At 71.2% G+C, this 21963-nt stretch carries 19 protein-coding genes; 3 read left to right on the top strand and 16 right to left on the bottom strand.

The window, feature by feature from the left end:
- Positions 1-47: 47 nt before the first annotated feature.
- Positions 48-560 (top strand): hypothetical protein, encoded by a 513-nt coding sequence (locus ABZS58_RS24355; protein WP_354785067.1) that lies wholly within the window; start codon positions 48-50, stop codon positions 558-560.
- A gap of 207 nt (positions 561-767) precedes the next feature.
- Here the strand turns inward: ABZS58_RS24355 and ABZS58_RS24360 are convergent, their stop codons facing one another.
- The 10 genes from ABZS58_RS24360 to ABZS58_RS24405 form a co-directional block, all read right to left on the bottom strand.
- Positions 768-1718 (bottom strand): VOC family protein, encoded by a 951-nt coding sequence (locus ABZS58_RS24360; RefSeq protein WP_354785069.1) that lies wholly within the window; start codon positions 1716-1718, stop codon positions 768-770.
- Positions 1719-1743: 25 nt separating this feature from the next.
- Complete coding sequence (locus ABZS58_RS24365; RefSeq protein ID WP_354785071.1) at positions 1744-3210, bottom strand: carboxyl transferase domain-containing protein; 1467 nt, start codon at positions 3208-3210, stop codon at positions 1744-1746.
- Positions 3207-4385 (bottom strand): CoA transferase, encoded by a 1179-nt coding sequence (locus ABZS58_RS24370; RefSeq protein WP_354785073.1) that lies wholly within the window; start codon positions 4383-4385, stop codon positions 3207-3209. The genes ABZS58_RS24365 and ABZS58_RS24370 overlap by 4 nt, the downstream gene beginning before the upstream one ends.
- Positions 4382-5248 carry a fumarylacetoacetate hydrolase family protein gene (locus ABZS58_RS24375; RefSeq protein ID WP_354785075.1) on the bottom strand — a complete coding sequence of 289 codons (867 nt, stop codon included), beginning with the start codon at positions 5246-5248 and terminating at the stop codon, positions 4382-4384. The genes ABZS58_RS24370 and ABZS58_RS24375 overlap by 4 nt, the downstream gene beginning before the upstream one ends.
- Positions 5245-6714: an NAD-dependent succinate-semialdehyde dehydrogenase gene (locus ABZS58_RS24380; RefSeq protein WP_354785077.1), complete on the bottom strand. Its 1470-nt coding sequence runs from the start codon at positions 6712-6714 to the stop codon at positions 5245-5247. The genes ABZS58_RS24375 and ABZS58_RS24380 overlap by 4 nt, the downstream gene beginning before the upstream one ends.
- A gap of 17 nt (positions 6715-6731) precedes the next feature.
- Positions 6732-7694, bottom strand: coding sequence for a cyclase family protein (locus tag ABZS58_RS24385; protein WP_354785079.1), 963 nt, complete (start codon positions 7692-7694; stop codon positions 6732-6734).
- Between the two features lie 11 nt (positions 7695-7705).
- Positions 7706-8506, bottom strand: a complete 801-nt coding sequence (locus ABZS58_RS24390; protein WP_354785081.1) for a prephenate dehydratase domain-containing protein — start codon at positions 8504-8506, stop codon at positions 7706-7708.
- A gap of 128 nt (positions 8507-8634) precedes the next feature.
- Positions 8635-9309: a GntR family transcriptional regulator gene (locus ABZS58_RS24395; RefSeq protein ID WP_354785162.1), complete on the bottom strand. Its 675-nt coding sequence runs from the start codon at positions 9307-9309 to the stop codon at positions 8635-8637.
- Between the two features lie 76 nt (positions 9310-9385).
- A complete protein-coding gene (locus tag ABZS58_RS24400; protein ID WP_354785083.1) occupies positions 9386-10402 on the bottom strand; it encodes a dihydrodipicolinate synthase family protein in 1017 nt (338 codons plus the stop codon).
- Positions 10403-10440: 38 nt separating this feature from the next.
- On the bottom strand, positions 10441-11427 hold the full coding sequence (locus ABZS58_RS24405) for a hypothetical protein (RefSeq protein WP_354785085.1): 987 nt from the start codon (positions 11425-11427) through the stop codon (positions 10441-10443).
- Positions 11428-11581: 154 nt separating this feature from the next.
- On the opposite strand from ABZS58_RS24405, the gene ABZS58_RS24410 reads away from it, so the two are divergent.
- Together ABZS58_RS24410 and ABZS58_RS24415 are read left to right on the top strand one after the other, a co-directional pair.
- Positions 11582-12628, top strand: coding sequence for a PhnD/SsuA/transferrin family substrate-binding protein (locus ABZS58_RS24410; RefSeq protein ID WP_354785087.1), 1047 nt, complete (start codon positions 11582-11584; stop codon positions 12626-12628).
- On the top strand, positions 12625-14265 hold the full coding sequence (locus ABZS58_RS24415; RefSeq protein ID WP_354785089.1) for an FAD-dependent monooxygenase: 1641 nt from the start codon (positions 12625-12627) through the stop codon (positions 14263-14265). Before ABZS58_RS24410 ends, ABZS58_RS24415 begins: the two co-directional genes overlap by 4 nt.
- Positions 14266-14325: 60 nt before the next feature.
- On the opposite strand, the gene ABZS58_RS24420 is transcribed toward ABZS58_RS24415, so the two are convergent.
- The 6 genes from ABZS58_RS24420 to ABZS58_RS24445 all read right to left on the bottom strand — a co-directional run bounded on the left by ABZS58_RS24420 (position 14326) and on the right by ABZS58_RS24445 (position 21562).
- Positions 14326-16095, bottom strand: coding sequence for a thiamine pyrophosphate-binding protein (locus tag ABZS58_RS24420; RefSeq protein ID WP_354785091.1), 1770 nt, complete (start codon positions 16093-16095; stop codon positions 14326-14328).
- 19 nt (positions 16096-16114) lie between these two features.
- On the bottom strand, positions 16115-17569 hold the full coding sequence (locus ABZS58_RS24425) for an aldehyde dehydrogenase family protein (RefSeq protein WP_354785093.1): 1455 nt from the start codon (positions 17567-17569) through the stop codon (positions 16115-16117).
- Positions 17570-17669: 100 nt separating this feature from the next.
- Positions 17670-18674, bottom strand: coding sequence for an ABC transporter substrate-binding protein (locus ABZS58_RS24430; protein ID WP_354785095.1), 1005 nt, complete (start codon positions 18672-18674; stop codon positions 17670-17672).
- Positions 18675-18730: 56 nt separating this feature from the next.
- Positions 18731-19591, bottom strand: coding sequence for an ABC transporter permease (locus ABZS58_RS24435; RefSeq protein ID WP_354785097.1), 861 nt, complete (start codon positions 19589-19591; stop codon positions 18731-18733).
- Position 19592: 1 nt separating this feature from the next.
- Positions 19593-20471, bottom strand: coding sequence for an ABC transporter ATP-binding protein (locus ABZS58_RS24440; RefSeq protein WP_354785099.1), 879 nt, complete (start codon positions 20469-20471; stop codon positions 19593-19595).
- Positions 20472-20623: 152 nt separating this feature from the next.
- Positions 20624-21562, bottom strand: a complete 939-nt coding sequence (locus ABZS58_RS24445; RefSeq protein ID WP_354785101.1) for a hypothetical protein — start codon at positions 21560-21562, stop codon at positions 20624-20626.
- Positions 21563-21963: the final 401 nt, after the last annotated feature.

Below are 21963 nucleotides of genomic sequence, written 5' to 3' on the forward strand. Positions count from 1 at the left end.
TCCGGGAGCCAGGGCCGGGTTCATCCCGCGAGGCGTACCCTCGGCGGATGATCAGCGTCAGCCCGCGCCTCGTCCGGGACGACAAGCCGGTCGAGCGGGCGACGTCCCTCGCTCTTCCCGGCGAGTTGACCGCGCTCATCGTCGCGATCCACGGTGCCGAGGCGGTCGAGGCGGTCGAGATCCCCGCCGACTACGCCGAATTCGTCCGCACCGATGGTGGCGGCCTGTGGACCCTGGACCGGAACGGTGCTCCGGACCCGTACGGCTGGGAGGTCCACCGGTTCTCCACGGCGCTCGCGGCCACCGCGGGCCTGTACGAGCGGGCCGTCACGGAGCAGGAGGACGCTCCGGACTGGGAGCACGGGGCGTCGATCGCGGCGATGCGCAAGGCCGGCTTCTGGCTCGAGATCGGTGGGTACGGCTGGCGGCACCTGCACTACCTGTGCTGCGATCGGTCCTGTGAGCAGTTCGGCAAGGTCTACGACCTCAACGACGGCGACCTCACCACCGGCATGGTCCCCGATGTGGTCTGGGGCAGCTTCAGCGAGTACATCAGCTGACACCGAGCGCGCATCGTCAGGTCGTGTCTTCGCTCTGTGACATGCGGTCGTCCGATCAAAGGACTCGGTCACCAGCACCGGACCGCCGTCGGCGTCCCCGAACGCCACGCAACGCGCGTCGGACACCACGACCGCGGTCACCGCGTCCGCAACCACGTCCCAGACCAGCGGCCGATCCCCGCCGTCGCCGACAGCCGCCGCCCGGGGTCAGGCCAGCGAGTTGGCCATCGCTGCGAGTTCCTCGTCCCGGCTGATCCCGGACGTCACGCCCATCGCGGCGTTGGTCAGGGCGGCGATCTCCTCCTTCGGCGTGCCGGCCATCCAGACGTCGCGGCTGATCGGGGTCGACTCCAGGATGCGCGGGCGATGGTCGGCGCCGACGATGTCGTGCTCGACGCAGAACTCGAACGACAGCCCCGCCATCGGGTCGGCGATGTAGACGCTGATCGAGCCGGAGGCCGCATGCCGCAGGACGTCCTTCTGGAGCTTGGCTCCGCTGCGCAGGGCCACGTTCCGCGCGCGCATCACGTCGTCGATGCTGTCGACCAGGATGCAGAAGTGGTCCATCTTCGCCGCGCGTTCCGGGCTGGCCCGGAAGATGCCGAGCGAGTGGTGGTAGTTGTTCGCCGAGCGCATGAAGACGGCGTTGCGCTTGATCCAGTCGGAGGCCCGGAAGCCCAGCACCTGCGAGTAGAAGTCGTGGGAAGCGACCGGGTCGGTCGAGAACCACACGGCGTGCAGCAGCGTGTCCATGTGGACGATGTCCTGAGCCGGCTTCACGCCGCGGGACAGCATGTCGGTATAGACGTCCACCTCGACGCCATCCGGATCGGTGAAGCGGATGCCCCGGTCGATCTTGTCGCCGTCGAGGTCGCCGAACTCCTCGTGGGCGATGCCGCGGGTGGCCAGGCGGTCGGCGACGTTGTCGAGCGACTCCCCGCCGGCCAGCTGGAAGCCGACCCGCACCAGTCCCTGCCGGTTCGTGGACTCCTCCAGGCGCAGCCAGTGATGCTCGTAGCCGCCACCGAGGAACGCCGTGCCGGCGGCCTGGTCGTGCAACGTCATCTGGCCCACGCGGGTGTAGAAGTTCGCGGACTGCTGGACATCCGGCACGGCCATGACCACGTAGCCAAGGCGCTCCGTCGACTGCTCCGCCATCGTTTGCCTCCTCAAGATTCTGCCTTCAGATTAGTGTATACACTTCGCCTGTCAAGGTCACCGCGGGTCGTAGCTGCCCGGCCAGCTGGGTTACCACTGCCGCCGCGATCCGGCGGCAGAAGTTCGCCGGATCGACATGAGCCGGACTGGGCTCGGGCACCACGACGTGGACCACCCCGTCGGCCAGGAGCTGGGCGGCGCCGATGCGCTGCCGCCGCGCCGTGGCGGCGGCGTGGGCGGTGGTGCCATGCAGGATCGTGCTCGCGCCCTCCGGCGGAAGCGGCGAGAGCCAGCTGTGCTCGGCCGCGATCACCCGCCGGCACGGCAGCAGCGCGAGCGCCGCACCGCCGCAGCCCTCCCCCATGAGCACCGCCACCGACGGCACGCTCAGCTGGACGAGGTCGGCGAGGCAACGGGCGATCTCGCTTGCCAGCGCGCCCTCCTCGGCTGCCACGGACAGGTCGGCGCCGGGTGTGTCGATGAGGCACACCAGCGGCCGCCGCAACTGCTGCGCCACCTGCATGAACCGCCGGGCCGCCCGCAGGTCGGCGGGGCCCAGGCCAGCCGTGGCCTGCGCCCGGCGATCCTGCCCCACCACGACGCAGGCGAGGCCCTCGAACGCGGCCAGGGCGCCGACCAGGCCGTGGCCGGACTCCCCCGCGCCGGTGCCCGATATCAGGACGTGGTCATCCGCGGCGTACCGCAGCAGCTCGAGCACGCCCGGGCGGTCGGCGCGCCGGCTCAACCGCACCGAACTCCACACGTCGGCGCCGGGGCGCCGGGGCGGACGGGTCGGCACTCGGCCGGAGGCGACGGCGGCGGGACGCAGCAGCCGCAGCGTGCGGGCCACGACATCGGCCAGGTCGGCCGGCGGCACCACGCCGTCGATGACGCCCTTGGCGACGAGGTTCTCGGCGATCTGGACGCCGGGCGGAAACGGGGCCCCGGACAGCGCCTCGTAGACCTTCGGCCCGAGGAAGCCGATCAGGGCGGCCGGCTCCGCCAGTGTGACGTGCCCGAGCGAGCCCCACGAGGCGAAGACCCCGCCGGTGGTTGGGTGACGCAGGTAGACGAGGTAGGGCAGGCCGGCGTTCTTGTGTTCGACGACCGCCCGCGAGATGTCCACCATGGTGACGAAGGCGGGCGTGCCCTCCTGCATCCGGGTGCCGCCCGAGGCCGGCGCGGCCACCAGGGGCAGGCATTCGGCGGTGGCCCGCCCGACCGCGGCCACGATTCGATCGGCCGTCGCGCGTCCGATCGAGCCGCCGAGGAAGCGGAACTCGCTCACGATCAGCGCCACATCGTGTCCGCGGATGCGGGCCCGACCGGTGAGCACGGCCTCGTCGGTCCCGGCCCGCTCGGCGGCACGGGCGAGCTCGGCCGCGTAGGAGGCGTCGACCCCGCCGTGGGCGGGCGCCAGGTCCCAGCTCTGCCACGACCCCGGGTCGACGAGGCCGGCCAGGAGGTCCCGGGCGCCAGCAGGGCGGCTCACGGCGGACCTTCGGCCCAGGCGCGGACGGCTGCACCGTGTTCGTTGAGGATCGGCGGGGCCCCGTGCTCCGTCCGGGTCACCTCCAGGCCGTCCGGCTTGAAGAACCGCAGCGGCGGTCCAGGAAGCCGCAGCGCACCGAGTGTCGTGTGGTCGACCTCCACGACCAGGCCCTGGCTCCGTGTCTGGTCCCATGCGTAGACCTCGTCGAGGCTGCGCACGCGCCCCGCCGGGATGCCGCACTCGGCCAGCCGGGCCAGCAGCGGCTCGGCCGTCCAGGACGAGAACGCCTTCTCGACGAGCTCGATGACCCGCTCGCGCGCGACGACGCGTTCCGGGTTGGTGGCGAGTCCGGTGGCCTCGGGGTCGAGGTCGAAGGCAGTGCAGAAGCGCCGCCACAGGCCCTCGCTGCCGACCGCGATCTGGACCGCGCCATCGGCGCAGCGGAACAGCCCGTACGGCGCGATCGAGGCGTGATGGTTTCCGGCGGCCCGGCCGACCTCGCCGGCGACGGTCCAGCGGGTGCCCTGGAATCCGTGCACGCCGACGGCCGCGGCGAGCAGCGACGTGCGGACAACCTGGCCGCGGCCGGTGCGGCCGCGTTCGTGCAGCGCGGCGAGGACGCCGAAGGCGCCGTACATGCCGGCCAGCAGATCGCAGATCGGCGTGCCCATCTTCTGCGGGTCGGCCGGCCCGGTCCCGGTGAGTGACATCAGGCCGCCCTCGCCTTGGGCGATCTGGTCGTAGCCCGCCCGGCCGCCCTCCGGGCCGTCGTGGCCGAAGCCGGAGATGCTCAGCTGCACCAGCCCCGGGTTCACCGCGGCCAGGACGTCGCCGCCGAGGCCGAGCCGGTCCATCACGCCGTGGCGGAAGTTCTCGACGAGCACGTCGGCCCGCCGCACCAGCTCCAGCAGCAGGCCCCGGTCGGCGGCGTCCTTGAGGTCCAGGCAGACGGACTCCTTGTTGCGGTTGGCCGACAGGAAGTACGTCGACTCGCGGTCGCCCCGCTCCGGCGTCACGAACGGGGGACCCCAGCCCCGGGTGTCGTCCCCGGCGCCGGGCGCCTCGATCTTGACCACGCGGGCCCCGAGATCGGCCATCATCATCGTGGCGTGCGGGCCGGCCAGGGCCCGGGACAGGTCGACGACCACGACCCCCGCCAGCGGACCGGCGTTCATGTGTGCCGCACCTCGTTGCCGCCCACGGGATTGCGCAGGATGCCGAGCCGCTCCACCTCGACCTCGACCTCGTCGCCCGGCCGCAGCAGCCACGGCGGGGTCCGCGTGTAGCCGACACCCGCGGGCGTGCCGGTGGCGAGCAGGTCGCCCGGCCGCAGCGTCATCGTGCGGCTGATCAGGGCCAGCGTCTCGCCGACGGTGTAGACCATCTCGTCGGTCCGGCCGCGCTGCACCTCCTCGCCGTTGACCCGGGTGACGACCGTGAGGCCGTCGCGCAGGTCGCCGACCTCGGCGGCCGGCACGAGCGGGCCGAGCGGGCCCGACCGGTCGCCGTTCTTGCCCAGAATCCACTGCGAGGTCAGCTTCTGCGCGCGCCGGGCAGTGACGTCGTTGAACGTCGAGTAGCCCACGACGGCGGACAGTGCCTGCTCCGGCGTCGCGTCGACGAGCGTCTCGCCGACCCAGGCGACCACCTCGCCCTCCCAATCGAGGCCGTCCTCGCCCGACGGAACCGGGATGACGGCGCCGCCGACGGTGAGCGAGACCGGCCACCGAGCGAAGATCGTCGGGTGCTCCGGCACGCCCCCGGCGGCGTAACTGCCCTCGGCGACGTGTTTGAGGTAGTTGAGGCCGATGCACAGCACCCGGGCCCCGGCCGGCACCGGCGGCACCAGCTCCGCCCGGTCCAAGGGAACGACGGGTCCGTACCCCTGGATGGCGGCGGCGGCGAGCCATCGCCGCGGGTCGGACCAGAACTCGTCCACGGTGGCCAGGGCGACGACCCCGTCCCCGGCCGGCGTCAACGCCCCGGCGAGCACCGCCCCGGCGCCGGAGCGCAGCCCGACGATCCGCACGCCGCTCATCGGGCGATCGCCGCGTAGGTCGTGTCGAGGTACTCCGCGAGGCCCTCGGCCCCGCCCTCGCGCCCGAGGCCCGACTCCTTCACCCCGCCGAACGGCGCGGCCGCGTTGGACACCACGCCGACGTTGACGCCGACCATCCCGCTGTGGATCCGGTCCACCATCGCCAGGGCCCGGTGCAGGTCCTTGGTGTACACGTAGGCGACCAGGCCGTACTCGGTGGCATTGGCGAGCTCGACGGCCTCGTCGTCGTCGCCGAACGTGACGACCGGGGCGAGTGGCCCGAAGATCTCCTCGCGCAGCACGTCACAACCGGCCGGGACGCCGCTGAGCACGGTCGGACGCACGAACCGGCCGTCGTGTCCGGGGCCGCCGACGACCACTGTCGCGCCACGCTGCACCGCGTCGGCGAGCAGGCTCTGGTACTTCTCCACCGCCGCGTCGTCCACCAGCGGCCCCAGCTCGGTGCCGTCCTGCCAGCCGGGACCGACCGTCATCGCCGCGACCCGCTCGGCCAGCCGCCGGGTGAACTCCTCGGCCACCGGCTCGGCCACGATGAAGCGGTTGGCGGCCGTGCACGCCTGGCCCACGTTGCGCATCTTCGCGATGAGGGCACCTTCGACCGCCGCGTCGAGGTCGGCGTCGGCGAAGACCAGGAACGGAGCGTTGCCGCCCAGCTCCATCGACGTGCGCATGACGTGGCGGGCGCACTGCCCGAGCAGCAGCTTGCCGACCGCGGTGGAACCGGTGAAGGAGAGCTTGCGCAGCCGGCCGGTCTCGATCATCGCGGTGGTGACCGCGCCGGATCGCGTCGTGGTCACCACGTTGACGGCGCCCGCCGGGGCTCCGGCCGACTCGATGAGCTCGGCCAGCAGCAGGGTCGACAGCGGCGTCAGGGCCGCCGGCTTGATGATCGACGGGCATCCGGCGGCGATGGCCGGCGCGATCTTGCGGGCGCCCATCGCGAGCGGGAAGTTCCACGGCGTGATGAGCAGGCACGGGCCGACCCCGCGGTGCGTCACGACGATCCGGGTCTGCCCGCCGGGCGCGAGGCGGTAGTCGCCGTGGACGCGGACCGCCTCGTCGGCGAACCAGCCGAAGAAGTCGGCCGCGTAGGACACCTCGGCCCGCGCCTCCCCCAGCGACTTGCCCATCTCCAGCGTGATCAGCAGGGCGAACTCGTCGGCCCGGTCCCGGATGCCCTGCTCGACCCGGCGCAGCAGCCGCGCCCGCTCGCTCGGGGACATCGCGGTGAGCGCCGGCTGGGCGGCGACCGCGGCCTCGACCGCGGCCAGGCCGTCCTCGATCGTGGCGTCGGCGATCGCGGCCAGCGGCTCGCCGGTGGCCGGGTTGTCGACCACCAGCGTGGCGCCGGAGCTCGCGGGCCGCCAGGTGCCGGCGATGAGCAGACCGGTCGGGACGGCGGGGAGGCTGGGCGCCGCCGCCGTCGGCGTGGCCGTGACAGTCATGATGGTCTCCTCGGCTCTCAAAGGATCGCGACGCCGGCGACGGGGCAGCCGGAGGCCCCGGTGATCGGCAGCGCGGGCGCGGCGAACAGGAACTCGTAACGGCTCACCCGGGCACAGGCCTCGGCGAGCTCGGCGAAGTCGAAGATCTCCCCGATCGCCAGCCCCATGTGGACCAGGGCGACGACGTGGAACGGCTGGAAGCAGTCGATCTCGTTGGGCCGGACCTCGACTCCCCACGTGTCGGAGGCGACGGCGGCCACCGAGCGCTCGTGCAGCCACGGCGCGGTGTGCAGCGACAGTCCCGGTGCGGCGCCGCCGGCGTAGTCGCCCCACGCCGTCCGGCGGACCTCCAGGAAGCCGGTGCGGATCAGCAGGCAGTCGCCCTTGCGGACCTCGACGCCTTGCGCGGCGGCGGTCGCCTCGAGATCGTCGACAGTGATGGCGTACCCCGGCTCGAGCGAGGCGACCCCGTGGTGGCGGGCGACGTCGAGCAGTACACCTCGAAGCACGAGCTGGCCGGCGAACTTCTCGATGCCGTTGCGGGCGGCGCCGGCCGAGGAGACCAGAGCGGCCGAACGCCCGTTGTACATCTTGCCCTTCCAGAAGATGTGCGACAGCGAGTCCCACTGGGTGCCGGCCTGGTTCGGCACGATGAGGATGTCGTCGGAGCGGCCGTAGCCCTTGGCGGGACCGAACCCGGCCGGCAGGATCTCCTGCGCGCCGGCGACGTGGTCGGCCCCGGTCGCGGTCATGACGTTGCGCGGGTTGGCCCGCAGCGTCCCGGTCTGGGGGCCGCGCTGGTCGTACGGCAGCGACACCGACACCCGCAGGCCGTGCTCGACCAGGGAGGCCGCGTGCCGCACCTGCTCGGGCCCGACGTGGTTGAGCGTGCCCAGCTCGTCCTCGTCGCCCCATCGTCCCCAGTTGCTGCACTTGTCGATGTACTGCTGGAGCACATCGGCTCCGTCGAAGTCGGTCATCTCGCTCCAGTTCAGTGCGCGGTCGAGGTGGTGAAGGCGCCGACGAGGGCGGGGCCGAAGTCGTCGAGCACCGCCGCGGCGATCGGGCCCCGCTCTGAGCGCAGGGTCATGAGGTAGCCGTAGCGGAACAGCTCACCGGTCGGCTGGTTGGTCACCGTGCGCAGGCGCAGGCCGTGCGCCCGGGCCCGGGCGGTCGCGTCCTCGAGCTCCTCCGCACCCGTCACGCGCACGGCGGCGTGGTCGGCGCCCTCGGGCCGGTCGGGCTTGGCCGACAGCGCCCACCAGCCGCCGGCGGCACCGTCGTCCACGTCCGCCGCGACGACCTCGAGGCCGAGCTCCCGCCCGAGGGCGGCCGTGCCGATCACGGCGTGGGTGCCGTCCCCGGCCAGGACGTCGCGGGCGGCCGCCACCGAGTTCTGCTCGTGCATCTCGACCTGCGCGTGGGGCAGGGACTCGGCCAGGAAGCGCCGGCACTGCCGGATCGAGCCGTGCCCGCCGACGTGGCGGATGTCGGCCAGGGCCGTGCCGGGCTTGCCCAGGAGCATGCAGTGGTACGGCACGACGATCTCGTCGACCACGAACAGTGGCTCACCGGCGAGAATCCGGGCCGCGGTGTCCGTGCACGCGGTGCGCGACGTCTCCGAGGTCAGCACCCCGAGGTCGATGTCGGCGCCGAGGACGGCCGCGACAACCGCGTCCATGGTCGGGAAGTACGCGGGTTCGCCGGGCTCGTCCGACCGGCGGGCCAGCAGCTGGGCGGTCGCCTGGCCGGCGAAGGTGAGGGGACTGCCGAGCGTGCCGATGTGCGCCATTCCCACTCCTTCTGCCAACTGTATTCAGTGTTCAGGCTAGCGAGGAGTGGCGGTCCGCACAACCACCCCGTGAACACAAAGCGCCCCGCTTCCGAGGAAGCGGGGCGCTGCTGACGTGGGCCGTGGTTCTACGAGGCGCCGGTCGCCTCGACACCTTCACCGAGGGCGAGCCGGTCGCGGGTGTGCTGAACGTGCGTGGTGATGGCCCCGCGCACGGCCGCGTCGTCGCCCGACTCGAGCGCGGCCAGGATCTGCTCGTGCTCGGCCAGCACCGCCACGCGCCGCTCCAGGTCCGGCTCGATCAGGTGCAGGTAGCGGTAGATCCGGAATCGCACCTCGTCGATGATCGTGGCGACGGCCGAGTCCCGGCCGTTGACGGTGCGATGGAACTCCATGTCGGCCTGCAGCCAGTCCTCGGCGGACATCTTCGTGTCCAGCGCGGCCGCCGCGGCGCGCGCAGCGGCCAGCCCGGACTTCTCGGTGTCCCGGCCGCGCGCCCGCAGCGCCGCGAAGACCTCGAGCTCCATGCGCAGGTCGAACAGCTCCAGGACCTGCTCGGGCGAGAGCTTGGTGACGACATACCGCTGGAACGGATTGGCGTCCAGGAAGCGCTCGGCCTGCAGGCGGCGCAGCGCCTCCCGGACCGGCACCCGGCTGACCCCCAGGCGAGCGGCGAGCTCGACCTGGTTGATCTCCGTCCCGGCCGGCATCTCGCCGCGGATGATCGCCTCGCGCACCTGCTCGTACACACGATCCCCGAGCGTCTGCCGCGACACGGTCTGGATCACCGACCCGTTCAGCATGTCCACCGTCACATCGTAGCGCGTATACAGTTGCCTGTCGCTCCTCGATGTGGGCCGTCTCGCGTGGTACGCCGCGTTACGACGGGTTGCGGCCCACGAAGTACAGCTCGTCCGGATCGTCGGTCACGGGCAGTCCGGAGGCGACGAGCGCCTGGCGGAAGGCGCGCATCTCGCCGCCGTGCAACCGCGTTGCCGGCGTCCGCATCGGCCCGCCGTTGAAGCCGGCCAGCCAGGCCTGGTACTTCCACGCCGCGCGGTTGACCGTGTGCGCGTGCGGCAGCGGAGCGACGTTGCCGTTCGCCTTCCACGCCGGGGCGATCTGCCAGAGCAGGTCCGCGGCCTCGTCCGTCTTGCCGGAGCGCGCGAGGTCGAGCATCCGCGGCGCGGTGTCGCTGTAGTACTCGGTGTTGGAGGTCGCGATCACCTGCATCGGCACCAGGTTGGCCAGGGCGATGGCCTCCTGGATGATCGGCATCGTCACCAGGACCTTCTGCGAGAGCCGGTTCCAGGCGTGCGAGAAGCCGGCGATCGAGGGGAAGCCCCCCTCCGCCTTGACCGCGACCACATTCGGGTGCTCGTCGGCCAGTTCCTCCAGCATGTTCACCGGGATGGAGGCCGGGTGCAGGCGCTCGAAGCCCCAGTGGGTCATCGGGAACAGGATGACCCCGAGGTCCGTGGCCGCGCAGAACGCCGCCGTGTAGTCGTGGATGTCGCGCAGCGACGTCGGGTAGAAGTTCTGCGGGTAGGACAGCAGGGCGAGCCGCGCGCCGGCCGCCTCCGCCCGCCGGGCCCCCTCGATGTTCTCCTCCAGCGTGTTGAACGCCGGATGGTAGATCAGGTTCAACCGGCCGCCCGCCTCGTCGGCGGCGATCTCGGTGAACGCGATGTACTCGTCCATCGTGATGTTGACCTCGCTGACCAGCAGCGTGCCGGTGAACCCGAGCTCCAGCTCCCGGCGGATGTCGTGTCGGATGCCGGCCTCGTTGATGCGCTTCAGATCCGCCGAGAAGCTGGGGATGACCACGTTGTTGACACCGTGGAAGTTCGCCCACGCCCACGCGCGTACGTCCGTTTTGCCGATCACAGATGTCATGGCCAGGTTCACTCTCTCTCGATCGTCGCGGCAGCAGGTCAGCGACGGGACTTGGGCAGGGCAATGGGGTTGCGGTGCTCGCCCGCGCCGGCCTCGCAGGCGAGGCGGTAGGCGAGGTCGGCCGCCACCATGTCCTGCAGGGCGGTGCCGACCGACTTGAAGATCGTCAGCTCGCGTGGCTCGACCGGCAGGTCGGCCCGGCCCTGCAGCAGGGCGTCGAGCTGGAAGACGTGGTCGAGACGGCCACCCTCCCCGACGAAGGCGCGCACGTCGCCCGACTCGCCGGCGATCTGCCCCGGCTCGGCGTCGAAGACCAGCACGTCGGCCCGGCGCAGGACCGCGGTCTCGAGCTCCCGCAGGTCCTGGTGGGTCGAGCCGATCGCGGTCAGGTGCACCCCGGCCGGAATCCACGCGCTCTCGCACGCGGTCGGGCCGCCGTAGCCGGTGTTGGTCGCGGTGATCAGGTGCTCCACGTCCGCGCAGGCCTCGGCGGCGGAGCCGACCGGCACGACCTCGATGCCGAGCTCCGCGGCCATCCGGTCGGCGAACCGCCGGCGGGTCTCGGGGTTGGGGCTGAACACGCAGACCTTGCGCACGTCGTCGATGGCGGCGAAGGTGCGCACGTGGGCCTCGGCCTCGAGGCCGGAGCCCAGCACGCCGAGCGTCTCGGCCTTGACGCCGAGCGCCCGCGCGGCCACGGCGCTGGTGGCTGCGGTCCGGGCGGCGGTGAGGTAACAGGCGTCCAGGACCGAGAGCACCTCACCGGACTCGATCGAGATCAGCACCACGACGTACCGGACGCCGGCCGGGCCGCCGCCGAAGAACGTCTTGAGTCCCATGACACCGCTGCCGGGAACGACCGCGGGCATGACACGCAGGAACCGGCCGCCCGCGGCCAGGTTGAGCCGCTCCGGCACCACCGAGGGCCGGGCCGTCTCGCCCCGCACGGCGTGCTCGATCTCCTCGACCAGCCGGAGCGGGTCGAGGAGATGCCGGACGGTGTCGTCGTTGAGGAGGACAGTCATGGCCATCCTTGCGTCGGGGCCCGCGGCTGGGTGGGGCAAGTGTATACAGTCTAGTGATGACTGGCCGCAGGTCAAGAGCACTTCCGCCCGGACCGCAAAAGTGTATATTGTTTCCACTCTGTCTGAGAATCCTGTACCGATGGCGGTGAGTGGATTGAGCAAGCTGAAGATCAGCCTGGGGTACGCCCGGAACGCGTGGACTGCCCCGATCCTGGACGGCGAGGTGACGGTCGAGGGCGTGGAACTCATCCCCTCCGTCGTCCCGCCCAACGACCTGTTCCACCGGCAACTGCGCTACGGCGAGTTCGACGCCAGCGAGTTCTCCATCTCCCAGCTGATCGCCATGCACTCGCGCGGCAACACGGCCTGGCTGGGCATTCCGGCGTTCCCGTCGCGCGGCTACTTCCACACCCGCATCTACGTCAACCGCGACGCCGGCATCGACGGCCTGGCCGACCTGCGCGGCAAGCGCGTCGGGCTGCCGGAGTACCAGCAGACGGCGGCGCTGTGGACCCGGGGTGTGCTCGAGCACGACTACGGCATCAAGCCCACCGACATCCACTGGGTGATGGGCCGGCCGCTGTCGCGCAGCCACGGCGTCCACGCCGGCTTCACGCCGCCGGCCGGGCTGAGCTTCCAGCACCTGGACGAGGGCGAGAACATCGCGGAGTTCCTCGTGCAGGGCAAGATCGACGCGATCATCGCCTACAGCGGCGGCCGCAGCCGCAGCGGCCTGGGCCTCGGGCAGGAGCCTCCGCGCCGGGTCGCCGCACGCAGCGAGATCGACCCCACCTGGTACGACCTCGACGAGCACCCCGCCACCCGGCCGCTGTTCGCCGACCACGCCGCGGCCGGCTACGAGTACTTCCAGCGCCACGGCGTCATCCACATCAACCACGTGCTCGTCCTGCGGTCCGAGATCGCCGAGCAGTACCCCTGGGTCGCCCGCAACCTCTACGACGCCTTCGCCGAGGCCCGCGCGCTGGGCATCCAGCGCATGGAACGCGCCCTCGAGCCGAGCCGGGCCCTGGGGGCCGTAGACATCGGCAGGTACCGCAAGGGCACCGAGGCGATGCGCTACGGCGTGCTCGCCAACGCCGAGCTGCTCGAGACCGCCACGAGCTGGTCGTTCGACCAGGGCCTCTCAGTCGCCAAGGTCGACCCGCGCTCGCTGTTCGCCGAATCGGTCAGCGCGCTGTGAGCGCCCACCGCACGGACGGCCCGCAGGTGGTGATCGCCGGCGGCGGCCCCGTCGGCCTGACCCTCGCCATCGACCTCGGCCTGCGCGGCATCCGCGTCCTGCTGCTGGAGGCCAAGGAAGAGCCGCTGTTCCTGCCGAAAATGGAGCGCTGCAACGCCCGCACGATGGAGATCTACCGCCGGCTGGGGCTCGCCGACGCCATCCGCGCCGCCAGCTCCCCCACCGATGCCAGCATGGACATCGCCGTGGTGACCACGATGACGGACGAGCCCCGCGTGCGGCTGCCCTACCCCACCGTGGACGAGGGCCGCGCGGCCGTCGCCCGCACGTTCGACGGGTCGCTGCCGCTGGAGCCGTACCAGGTGATCTCGCAGTACACCCTCGAGCCGCTCCTGCGCCGGTGGGCCGAGGCACTGCCGACCGTCGAAATGCGGTTCGGCCACACCGTGGTCGACTTCGAGCAGGACGGCACGTCGGTCTCCGTCGTCTCCCGCTCGGCCGACGGTGAAACGACCACGACGGCCGCCGACTACCTGGTCGGCTCCGACGGCGGCCGCAGCGTGGTCCGCAAGAAGCTCGGCTTCGCGCTCGAGGGCAACGGCTCGCTGGCCGAGCGCAACCAGATCTTCTTCCGCTCGCCCGACCTGTTCGACAAGCACCCCGCCAAACCCTGCCGCATGTACTTCTTCATGAACCGCGACCGCACCGTCCTGACCGTCCAGGACGACCCGACATATCTGCGTATCAACACCGGGTTCGCCGGCGACGAGGCGCAGACCGTCGCCTTCGTCCGGGAGCTGCTCGGCCTGGACGTCGAGGTCGAGCTCATCTCGGTCAACTCGTGGAAGCTGCACCTGCTCGTCGCCGAGCACTTCCAGCGCGACCGGGTGTTCCTCTGCGGCGACGCGCTGCGGCTGGTCATCCCGACCGGCGGCCTCGGCCTGAACACCGGCATCGGCGACGCCTCGGACCTGGCCTGGAAGCTCGCCGCCGCGCTGCAGGGCTGGGGCGGGCCCGAGCTGCTGGGCTCGTACGAGGCGGAGCGCCGCCCGGTCGCGCTGCGGGCGGTGGCCGGCTCCCGGCACGCGCACCAGGGGCAGCGGGCCTGGCAGGACGTGATGCGCCCCGGCATCGACCCGGACCGCCCGGAGGCCCGCGGCGTCCTGCGCGCGGCCGCCCAGGTCGCGGCGACCACCCAGCGGCGCACGCACGAGATGGTCGGCACCGAGCTGGGCTACATCTACGCCGGGTCGCCGGTCATCGTCGAGGGCGACGAGCTCGACCTGCCCGACGTGCCCGAGGTCTACATCCCGACCGCGCGGCCAGGCGCCCGCCTGCCGCACATGTGGCTCACCGACGGCCGGGCGCTGCACGACCTGATCGACCGGTACTCGTTCACGCTGCTGCACTTCGGTCCCCTGGAGGGCATCGACGAGTTCCAGAAGGCCTTCGCGGATCGCGGCGCGCCGCTCAGCGTGCTGCGAATCGACCAGGCCGACCTGGTCGAGGTGTACGACGCGCCTGCCCTGCTGCTGCGCCCGGACCTGCACGTCGCCTGGCGCGGCGAGGTCGCCGACGCGGACCCGGACGCCGTGGCCGGCCGCGTGACCGGCCAAGTCACCGGGCAGGCCGGCTGATCCGAGCAATGAAAAGGCCCCCGGCGCCAGATGCGCCGGGGGCCTTTCGCTGCGCGGTGGTCAGTCCTTGCCGTAGCCGTGCGGGTTGACGCGCACGTCCACCACGACGGTGCCGCCCGCGCGGACCTCGGCGACGGCCTTGGCCAGCACGCCGGCGAGCTCGTCCGGCTCGGTCACCGGGCCGTAGGCGCTGACCCCGTGGCCCCGCGCGATCGTCGCCGGATCCGGATCGGGATCGCGCAGCTGCTGGCCCACGACCCGGTTGGCGGCCGGCCGGCCACGGCGCGCGGCCACGCTCGCCTGGTGCTTCTCGTCGTTGTGGTACGAGCGGTTGTTGGCCACGACCACGAGCAGCGGCAGCCGGTAGTGCGCGGCCGTCCACAGGGCGGCGCTGCCCATCAGGTAGTCCCCGTCGCCGATGACGGCCACGGGGATCCGGCCGGTGCCGTCCAGCGCCAGCGCGGCGCCGACCGCGATACCCGTACCGGAGCCGAGCCCGCCCCCGCCGTCACGGCCGAGATAGTCCAGCGGGTGCGCGAAGTGGGCGTCCGCCCCCGACCAGCCCAGCGGCAGCTGGGTGTAGCTGACGTCGGTGTCGCCGAACGCGGTCCGCAGCGCGGCAGCGAGGTCGCCCATGAGGATCTGGTCGCCCTCCACCTCCGGCCGCGGCGCCGTGCCGTGCTCATACACCGGCGGCCAGTCCGGGCGTTGCGGGGCCGGGTTTTCCGCGACGTTCCCCGCGACGCGCTCCAGCAGCGCGGCGATGAACTGGTCCGCCCCCGCGGTGATCTCGACATCGGCCGCCACCGGGGCGTAGTGGTCCTTGGTCCACCCGTTGAGCAGGGCGTTGACGTCGCGCACGCTGACGATCCGCGGGCGCGGGCCGCCGCCGAACGCGGCCTCGAGCGGTCCGGCCGGGTCGATCCAGCCGACGACCACGACCAGGTCGCTGCGGCGCAGCAGATCCAGGCCCGACGGGGTGAGCCGTCCGGCGCTGACCCGGGCCGGGTGGGCGGGGTGCCCGGTCGGGAAGACCGCCGGGTTGCGCAGGTCGGTGAGCACGGCGGCGCCGGTCGCCTCGGCGAGCTCGACCCGGCGGCGCCACTGCTCCGCTCCTCGGCCGCCGCGGCCGATCATGAGCAACGGCCGTTCGGCCACCGCGATCAGGTCGGCGAGCTCGGCGACCGTGGCCGCGTCGGGAGCCGGTGGCCGCGGCACGGGATAGCGCCGGGGATCCGGTACGACGACCGGCGTGGTGATCGGCTCCTCCTGCAACTCCGTGTCGAGATTGACGTAGACCGGGGCGGCCGGCTCGGCCTGGGTCAGCACATAACCGCGCATCACGGAGTCCACCGCCGCCTGCACCGAGGCCGGCTGGTCGTCCCACTTGACGTAGTGGCGCACCAGCGCAGCCTGGTCGGCCGAGTTGTGGATCCAGTCGATCCACGGCCGGCGCTTGGCCGCGTCGACCGGTCCGGAGCCGCCCAGGATCACCATCGGCACCCGGTCGCCGTAGGCGTTGTAGATCGCCATGGTCGCGTGCAGCAGGCCGATGTTCGCGTGCAGGGCCACCAGCATCGGCCGGCCGGTGACCTTGGCGTAGCCCTGGGCGACCGCGACGGCGTGCTCCTCGTGCAGGCACACGACCAGCCGCGGGCCGGCGTTGCCGAGGTAGTTGACCAGGCTGTCGTGCAGCCCGCGGTAGCTCGCCCCCGGGACCATCGCGATGTAGGGCAGGTCGAGCCGGTCGAGCAGCTCGGCGACGGCGTCGCTGCCCCATTGCATCGCGGGTTTCACGCTCACCGGTACGGGCAGCGGGTCGGGCCTCATGCGCGGACCTCCGGGGCGTTCAAAGGCGGACGTGAACAGTTTTGGTCTCGGTGTAGCCGAGCATCTCGTCGAAGCATTCCTCCCGGCCGACCCCGGAGTTCTTGAAACCACCGAAGCCGGTGCCGAGGAAGTGCCGGGAGACGCCGTTGACCCAGACGTATCCGGCGCGGACGTCGCGGGCGGCGCGGGTGGCGAGCCGGATGTCGTTGGTCCAGATCGAGGCGGTCAGGCCGTACTCGACGTCGTTGGCCAGGCGGATGGCGTCGGCGTAGTCGCCGCTGTAGCGCACCACCGACATGATCGGGCCGAAGATCTCCTCGCGGAAGATGCGCATGTTCGGGGTGACGTCGGCGAAGACGGTCGGCTGCAGCCAGTAGCCGCGCTCGAACCGCGGGCCCTCGGGTCGTTGTCCGCCGGTGACCAGGCGGGCGCCGTCCTCGTGGCCGATCTCGATGTACCGCAGCGCCTTCTCGTACTGGCCGCGGTTGTTCATCGGGCCGGCGCCGGTCGCCTCATCCGCGGGATCGCCCTGGACGATCGCCTCGGTCCGGGCCTTGATGCGCGCCAGGACGTCGTCGTACAACGCGTCGGGCAGCAGGATCCGGCTCGTGGAGCCACAGGACTGGCCCATCCAGCCGAAGTTCATGCCGGCGATGGCGTTCGCCGCGACTTCATCAGGATCGGCGTCCGGGAACACGACCATCGGGTTCTTGCCGCCGAGCTCGAGGCTCACGTGCTTCACGGCGACCTCGGCCGCCGCCCGCTGGATCGCCAGGCCGGTCGGGACCGAGCCGATGAACGAGATGCGCTTCACCAGCGGATGCTGCACCAGCGGAAGGCCGGCGCCGACTCCGTCGCCGGTGACGATGTTGACGACCCCCGGCGGCATGGTCTCGGCGACGATCTCGGCGAGCAGCGCCGAAGACAGCGGGGACTGCTCCGAGGGTTTGATCACGACCGTGTTCCCGGCCATCACCGGGGCGCCGAACTTGGCGGCGAACAGGATCGGATGGTTGAACGGCACGATCCGGCCGACCACACCGTAGGGCTGGCGCTCGGAGTAGTGCAGGTACTCGCCGCTGGCGGGCACGGTCTCGCCCTTGAGCTCGGTGCCGAGCCCGGCGAAGTACTCGATGCCACGGACCGCGTTGGCGATGTCGTGGCGCAGCTTGGCGATCGTATTGCCGGTGTCGCGGACCTCGACCGCCAGCAGCCGCTCGCCCTCCTCGGCCAGCCGCCGGGCGTAGTTCTTGAGGATCCGGGCCCGCTGGACCATCGACAGCGCCGCCCACTCCGGCCAGGCCTCGTGCGCGGCGGTGACCGCGGACTGCACGTCCGCCGCCGTGGCCGCGGGCACCCGGCCGATCACTTCCTCGGTGGCGGGGTCGGCCGAGGGGAGCCAGCCTCCGTCGCGGGCCTCGACCAGCTTGCCGCCGATGAGCATCCGGCCGTCCACAAAGTCCTGCTGCGTCACGTTGTCTCCTTCTGGGGCCGTCTGGGTTCGTGGGCACGGTGGAGAGGGGCGGCCGCGGCGGGTCTCCGTCCACGGCCGCCCGTCGGATGAACGGGGAGCGTCAGCCCTTGAATTCCGGCAGGTCCAGGAAGATGGTCTTCCAGTTGTCCGGGACCGGTTGCCCGGTGGCCTTCATGAAGCTCACGAGCTTCTCGGCGGCGGCGGGGTCGACCTGCGGCGTGCGCGAGATCGAGCCACCCTTGCGCTGGTTGGCCACGCCGGCCAGCACGGCGCCCTTCGGCGAGCCCTCGAACTTGTTCGCGTACACCCACTGGTCGACGGTCGCCGAGTCGCTGTAGACGAGGCCCTGCGCCTCGCCGAGCGCCTTGCGGAACTCCTCCACGAGCGCCTTGTTGTTCTGGTAGAACCTCGGCGTCACGGCGACCACGGAGGTCAGCACGTTCGTCAGCTCGGGCACGGCGCCGGCGCTGACGTCGAGGAAGATCTTGGCGTAGCCCTGCGACTCGGCGACCTGCGGCAGCGGCGAGCCCATCGACCCAGCGACGACCTTCTTCTCCTTGAGCGCGGCCAGCGTGCCGGCGGCCGAGCCCAGCGAGTTCATGTTGAAGTCGTCCTTGCTCAGGCCGGCCAGCTGGAACATGTAGCGGGCCATGTAGACCGATGAACCCTCGGGACTCGAGACCCCCCATGGCTTGCCCTTGAGGAACTGCATCTTCTCCTTGAAGGTGGAGTTCTCGTTCAGGCCGCTGTTCTTGTAGGCCTCCGACTCGATGATGACCGACTCGGGGAAACCGTTGCCGATCTGGGCGATGATGTAGAAGTCCTGCTTCTGCTCCAGGGCGGCCAGGGGGTTGACCGCCGAGGTGATGGCCATGTCGACGCTGCCACCCATCGTGGCGGCGAGGCTGCGGGCACCGTCGACCTCGATGAATTCGGTTTCGATGTTGTACTTCTTGAAGATCTCCGCGCCGGCCGCGTAGAGGAACGCCGAGTTCATGGTCGACGAGAACGGCGCCGCCACCCTGATCTTGCGGTTGCCGGCCGCGTTCGCCTCGATCGTGTCACCGCCGTTGGCACAGGCGGTCAATAGGCTGGCAGCGAGCATGACAACGCTGGCGGCGGCAACCTGTCGGATGCGGCGTCCCGCGCTCGGTAAGCTTTTCACTTCCGTTCTCCCTCACCTTGCCACAGCGCCACCTTGCGCTGCAGAGCAGTCAGAAGGCTGTCCACGGTCATCGCGGTCAGCGTGATGGTGAATACGGCAACGAGGACGCCGGCGGTGTCGAAGCGATGGCCGGAGTCGAGTGCCAGAAAGCCGAGACCCTTGTTGGAGGCGACGAACTCGCCCACGACGGAACCGATGAGTGCGATCGGAAAGGCGACCTTGAGGCTGGTCAGCAGCCACGTGGTCGCGGACGGCAGGTAGAGGCCCGTGATGATCTGCCGCTGGCTGCCGCCCATGAGCCGGAACTGGTCGACGAGATTGCGGTCGATGCCGAGCGTGGCGTTCCAGACGTTGTAGAAGATGACCCACATGCACGAGAAGGCGCTGATGACGACCTTCATCGTGGTGTCCACGCCGAACCAGACCACGATCAGCGGGGCCAGCATGATCTTCGGCGTGGAGTAGAGCATGGCCGCGAAGGGCCGGATGGTCCGGGCGACCGGTTCGAAGATGCCGAAGGCCAGGCCGAGGGTGCTGCCGACCACCGCGCCGATGCCGAAGCCCAGCAGGCAGGAGCGCATCGTGTAGAACAGATGGCCGAGCAGCTTGCCGCCGTGCATGAAGTCGAGGAACCGTTCCCACACCAGCTCCGGGCTGGACACGATGAACACGGGGAACACCCGCCCGCTGCAGAACTGCCAGGACGCGAGCAGGGCGACGATCAGCACCGCTCGCATGCCCCACAGCCGGGCCAGGTCCTCGAGCTTGCCCCGGCGCTGGCCCCGGGCCGCAGGAACGGCGGGGGCCGGCACCGCCTCGGCCGCGCCCGCCGACGGGATGATGGTCTGCGTGGTCATCTCAGACTCCGGTCGTCGTGGTGAGGGAGGGAAGCGGATGGCCGCCGGCCGTGGACCGGTTCGCCAGCGCCTTGCCGTCGTCGCTGAGATTTCCGGCGATGACCTTCCACAGCCGGGCCTCGTGCTCCGCGTATTCCGGGGCGCTCTTGAGGTCGACCGGCGCCAGTCCGCGGGGCAGGTCGTCCAGCGTGTCGATCTGGTCGATCGTCCCCGGCGCGCCGGCCATCGCCACGACCTGGTCGCCGAGCGTGAGGGCCTCGTTGAGGTCGTGGGTCACGAACAGCGTCGTCAGGTCCGCACCGGCGATCGTCTCCTTGAGGAACTCCTGCATCCGGACCCGCAGCACGGCGTCGAGCGCGCCGAACGGCTCGTCCATGAGCAGCAGCACCGGCTTGGTGACCAGCGTGCGACCGAGCTGGACCCGCTGACGCATGCCGCCGGAGAGCTCGCGCGGGAAGCGGTTGAGCCACTGCCCGAGACCCACGTTCTCGGCCATCGCCGTGGCCCGTTCGCGCCGCTCGGCCTTGGGCACGCCGGTGAGCTTGAGCGGCAGGGCGATGTTGCCGAGGACCGTCTTCCAGGGCAGCAGCGTCTCCCGCTGGGTGACGTACCCGACGCCGGGGTGCAGCTTCTTCCAGGACTGGCCCTGGTAGTGAAACTCGCCCGCGGAGACCTTCAACAGGCCGGAGCAGACGTGCAGCAGCGTCGACTTGCCGCAGCCGCTCGGGCCGACGACGGTCGTAAAGCTCCCTCGGGCCAGCGCCAGGTTGATCCCCACGACGGCGGGGCCGGTCACCTGGCGGCCGGGATAGGTGACCTCGGCGTTCTTGAACTCGACGACCGGAGTCGCGGGTACGCCCTGAGATGACGTGGCGGGCAATGTCCTCAGTCCTCCTCGGCTGCGCCGTACCGGCCTTGATGAGCGAGGTCACCAGTCGCTGACGAGTGGCGCCGCTCACGTTTGGGGCAAGGTGTATACAGATTACTGGCGACCGTGTTTGTGTCAAGAGTGTTTCAGCCCCCGACCACGGGTCAGCTGTCGCGGACCCCGTCCGCAACCCATTGGCCCAGGTCGACCGGAGTGGCGGTCAGCCCGTCGCGGCAGGACTGGCGAGCCGCGGTGGCCAGCATCGGGCCGTTGACGGCCAGGCCGTACGGGAATGGATCTTCACCGAACACCGGCCGCTGGCGCTCGACGTCGTCGTTGGCGTCTCGGAAGACACCCCGGGACCGGGGGTCCCGCCGGTACGCAAGCCGCTTCGCCGCCTCGAACCCTTCGAGGAGCGCGGCGGCCAGCCACGGCTCGGCCTCGGCCAGCCGGCGCTGCATGAGCACGACGTGGTTCACGGGCAGGAAGCCCGCACTCGCGGCATAGTCGGCGAAGAACTGCCGTCCGCGGTCCGGGAACAACCGCCGGACGCGGCCGGTCGACGTGTCGATCGGGACGTCCTCAGCCGGGAAGGCGGCGTCGAGCTCACCGTCCTGCAGCATGCGGCCGAGCTCGGCCGGGTTCGACCACTGCAGCGTCACGCCCTTGGGCGGCCGCTCGGCGAAGCCCATCTGATGACCGTGACTCTGCTCGCCCTGGCGACCGATGACCCAGGTGATCTCACCCGGCTCGATCCCCCACAGCTGGTACAGCTGTGCACGGAACCACAGCCCCGCCGTCATCGTGTAGTCGGGGATGCCGAAGCGCCGCCCGACCAGGTCCCCCGCGGAGCGGATACCCGCATCCACGTGCACCAGCGTGTTGACGGCGAGCGTGGCCTTGCTCGCGTATACGGGGAGCATCACCCAGTCCCACAGCTCGCGCCGGCGCTCGCGGGTGATCAGATAGTTGGAGATCGAGAACTCGAAGACGTCGTGCGCACTGTCTCGGAGATGTCGCTCGTGCAGGTCGCCGGCGCTGCCCGAGTCCCATTGGAACTCGACGCCCGGGACGTTGACGAGACCCTCCATGAGGGGGGCCACACGAGGATTCGGCGAGAAGGCAGCGCGAAGCCGCAGCACCATGGGCAGCTTCCTTCCAGAGTCGGTGCGGCTTACTGTATACTGGCGACACAACAACGCAATCCATCGGTCGGTGCCGGACAAGGCCAGACGGCGCCAGCCCGGTAGGAGACACGGCGCGGTCCCCGTCCACGAGCGACACGCGATGGCCTGCCCCGGAGCCACCTTGCTTCCCGCCGGCCGCAGGTACGGCAGGAAGTCGCAGCGCCGTTGACGCGATGTCCACCCGTATGTCCTCCCGACCGCCGACCAACCTCCGGCGACCTGCCTCCATGAGGATCGCGCGCACGCCAAGACCCGTGGCGCCCGGCGAGTGACACGTCGATGCGGGTGACGCCCTCTCGGTGCCAGGTCGGGCCGCA

This window comes from Dactylosporangium sp. NPDC005555 (assembly GCF_040605635.1).
Taxonomy (GTDB): Bacteria; Actinomycetota; Actinomycetes; order Mycobacteriales; family Micromonosporaceae; genus Dactylosporangium.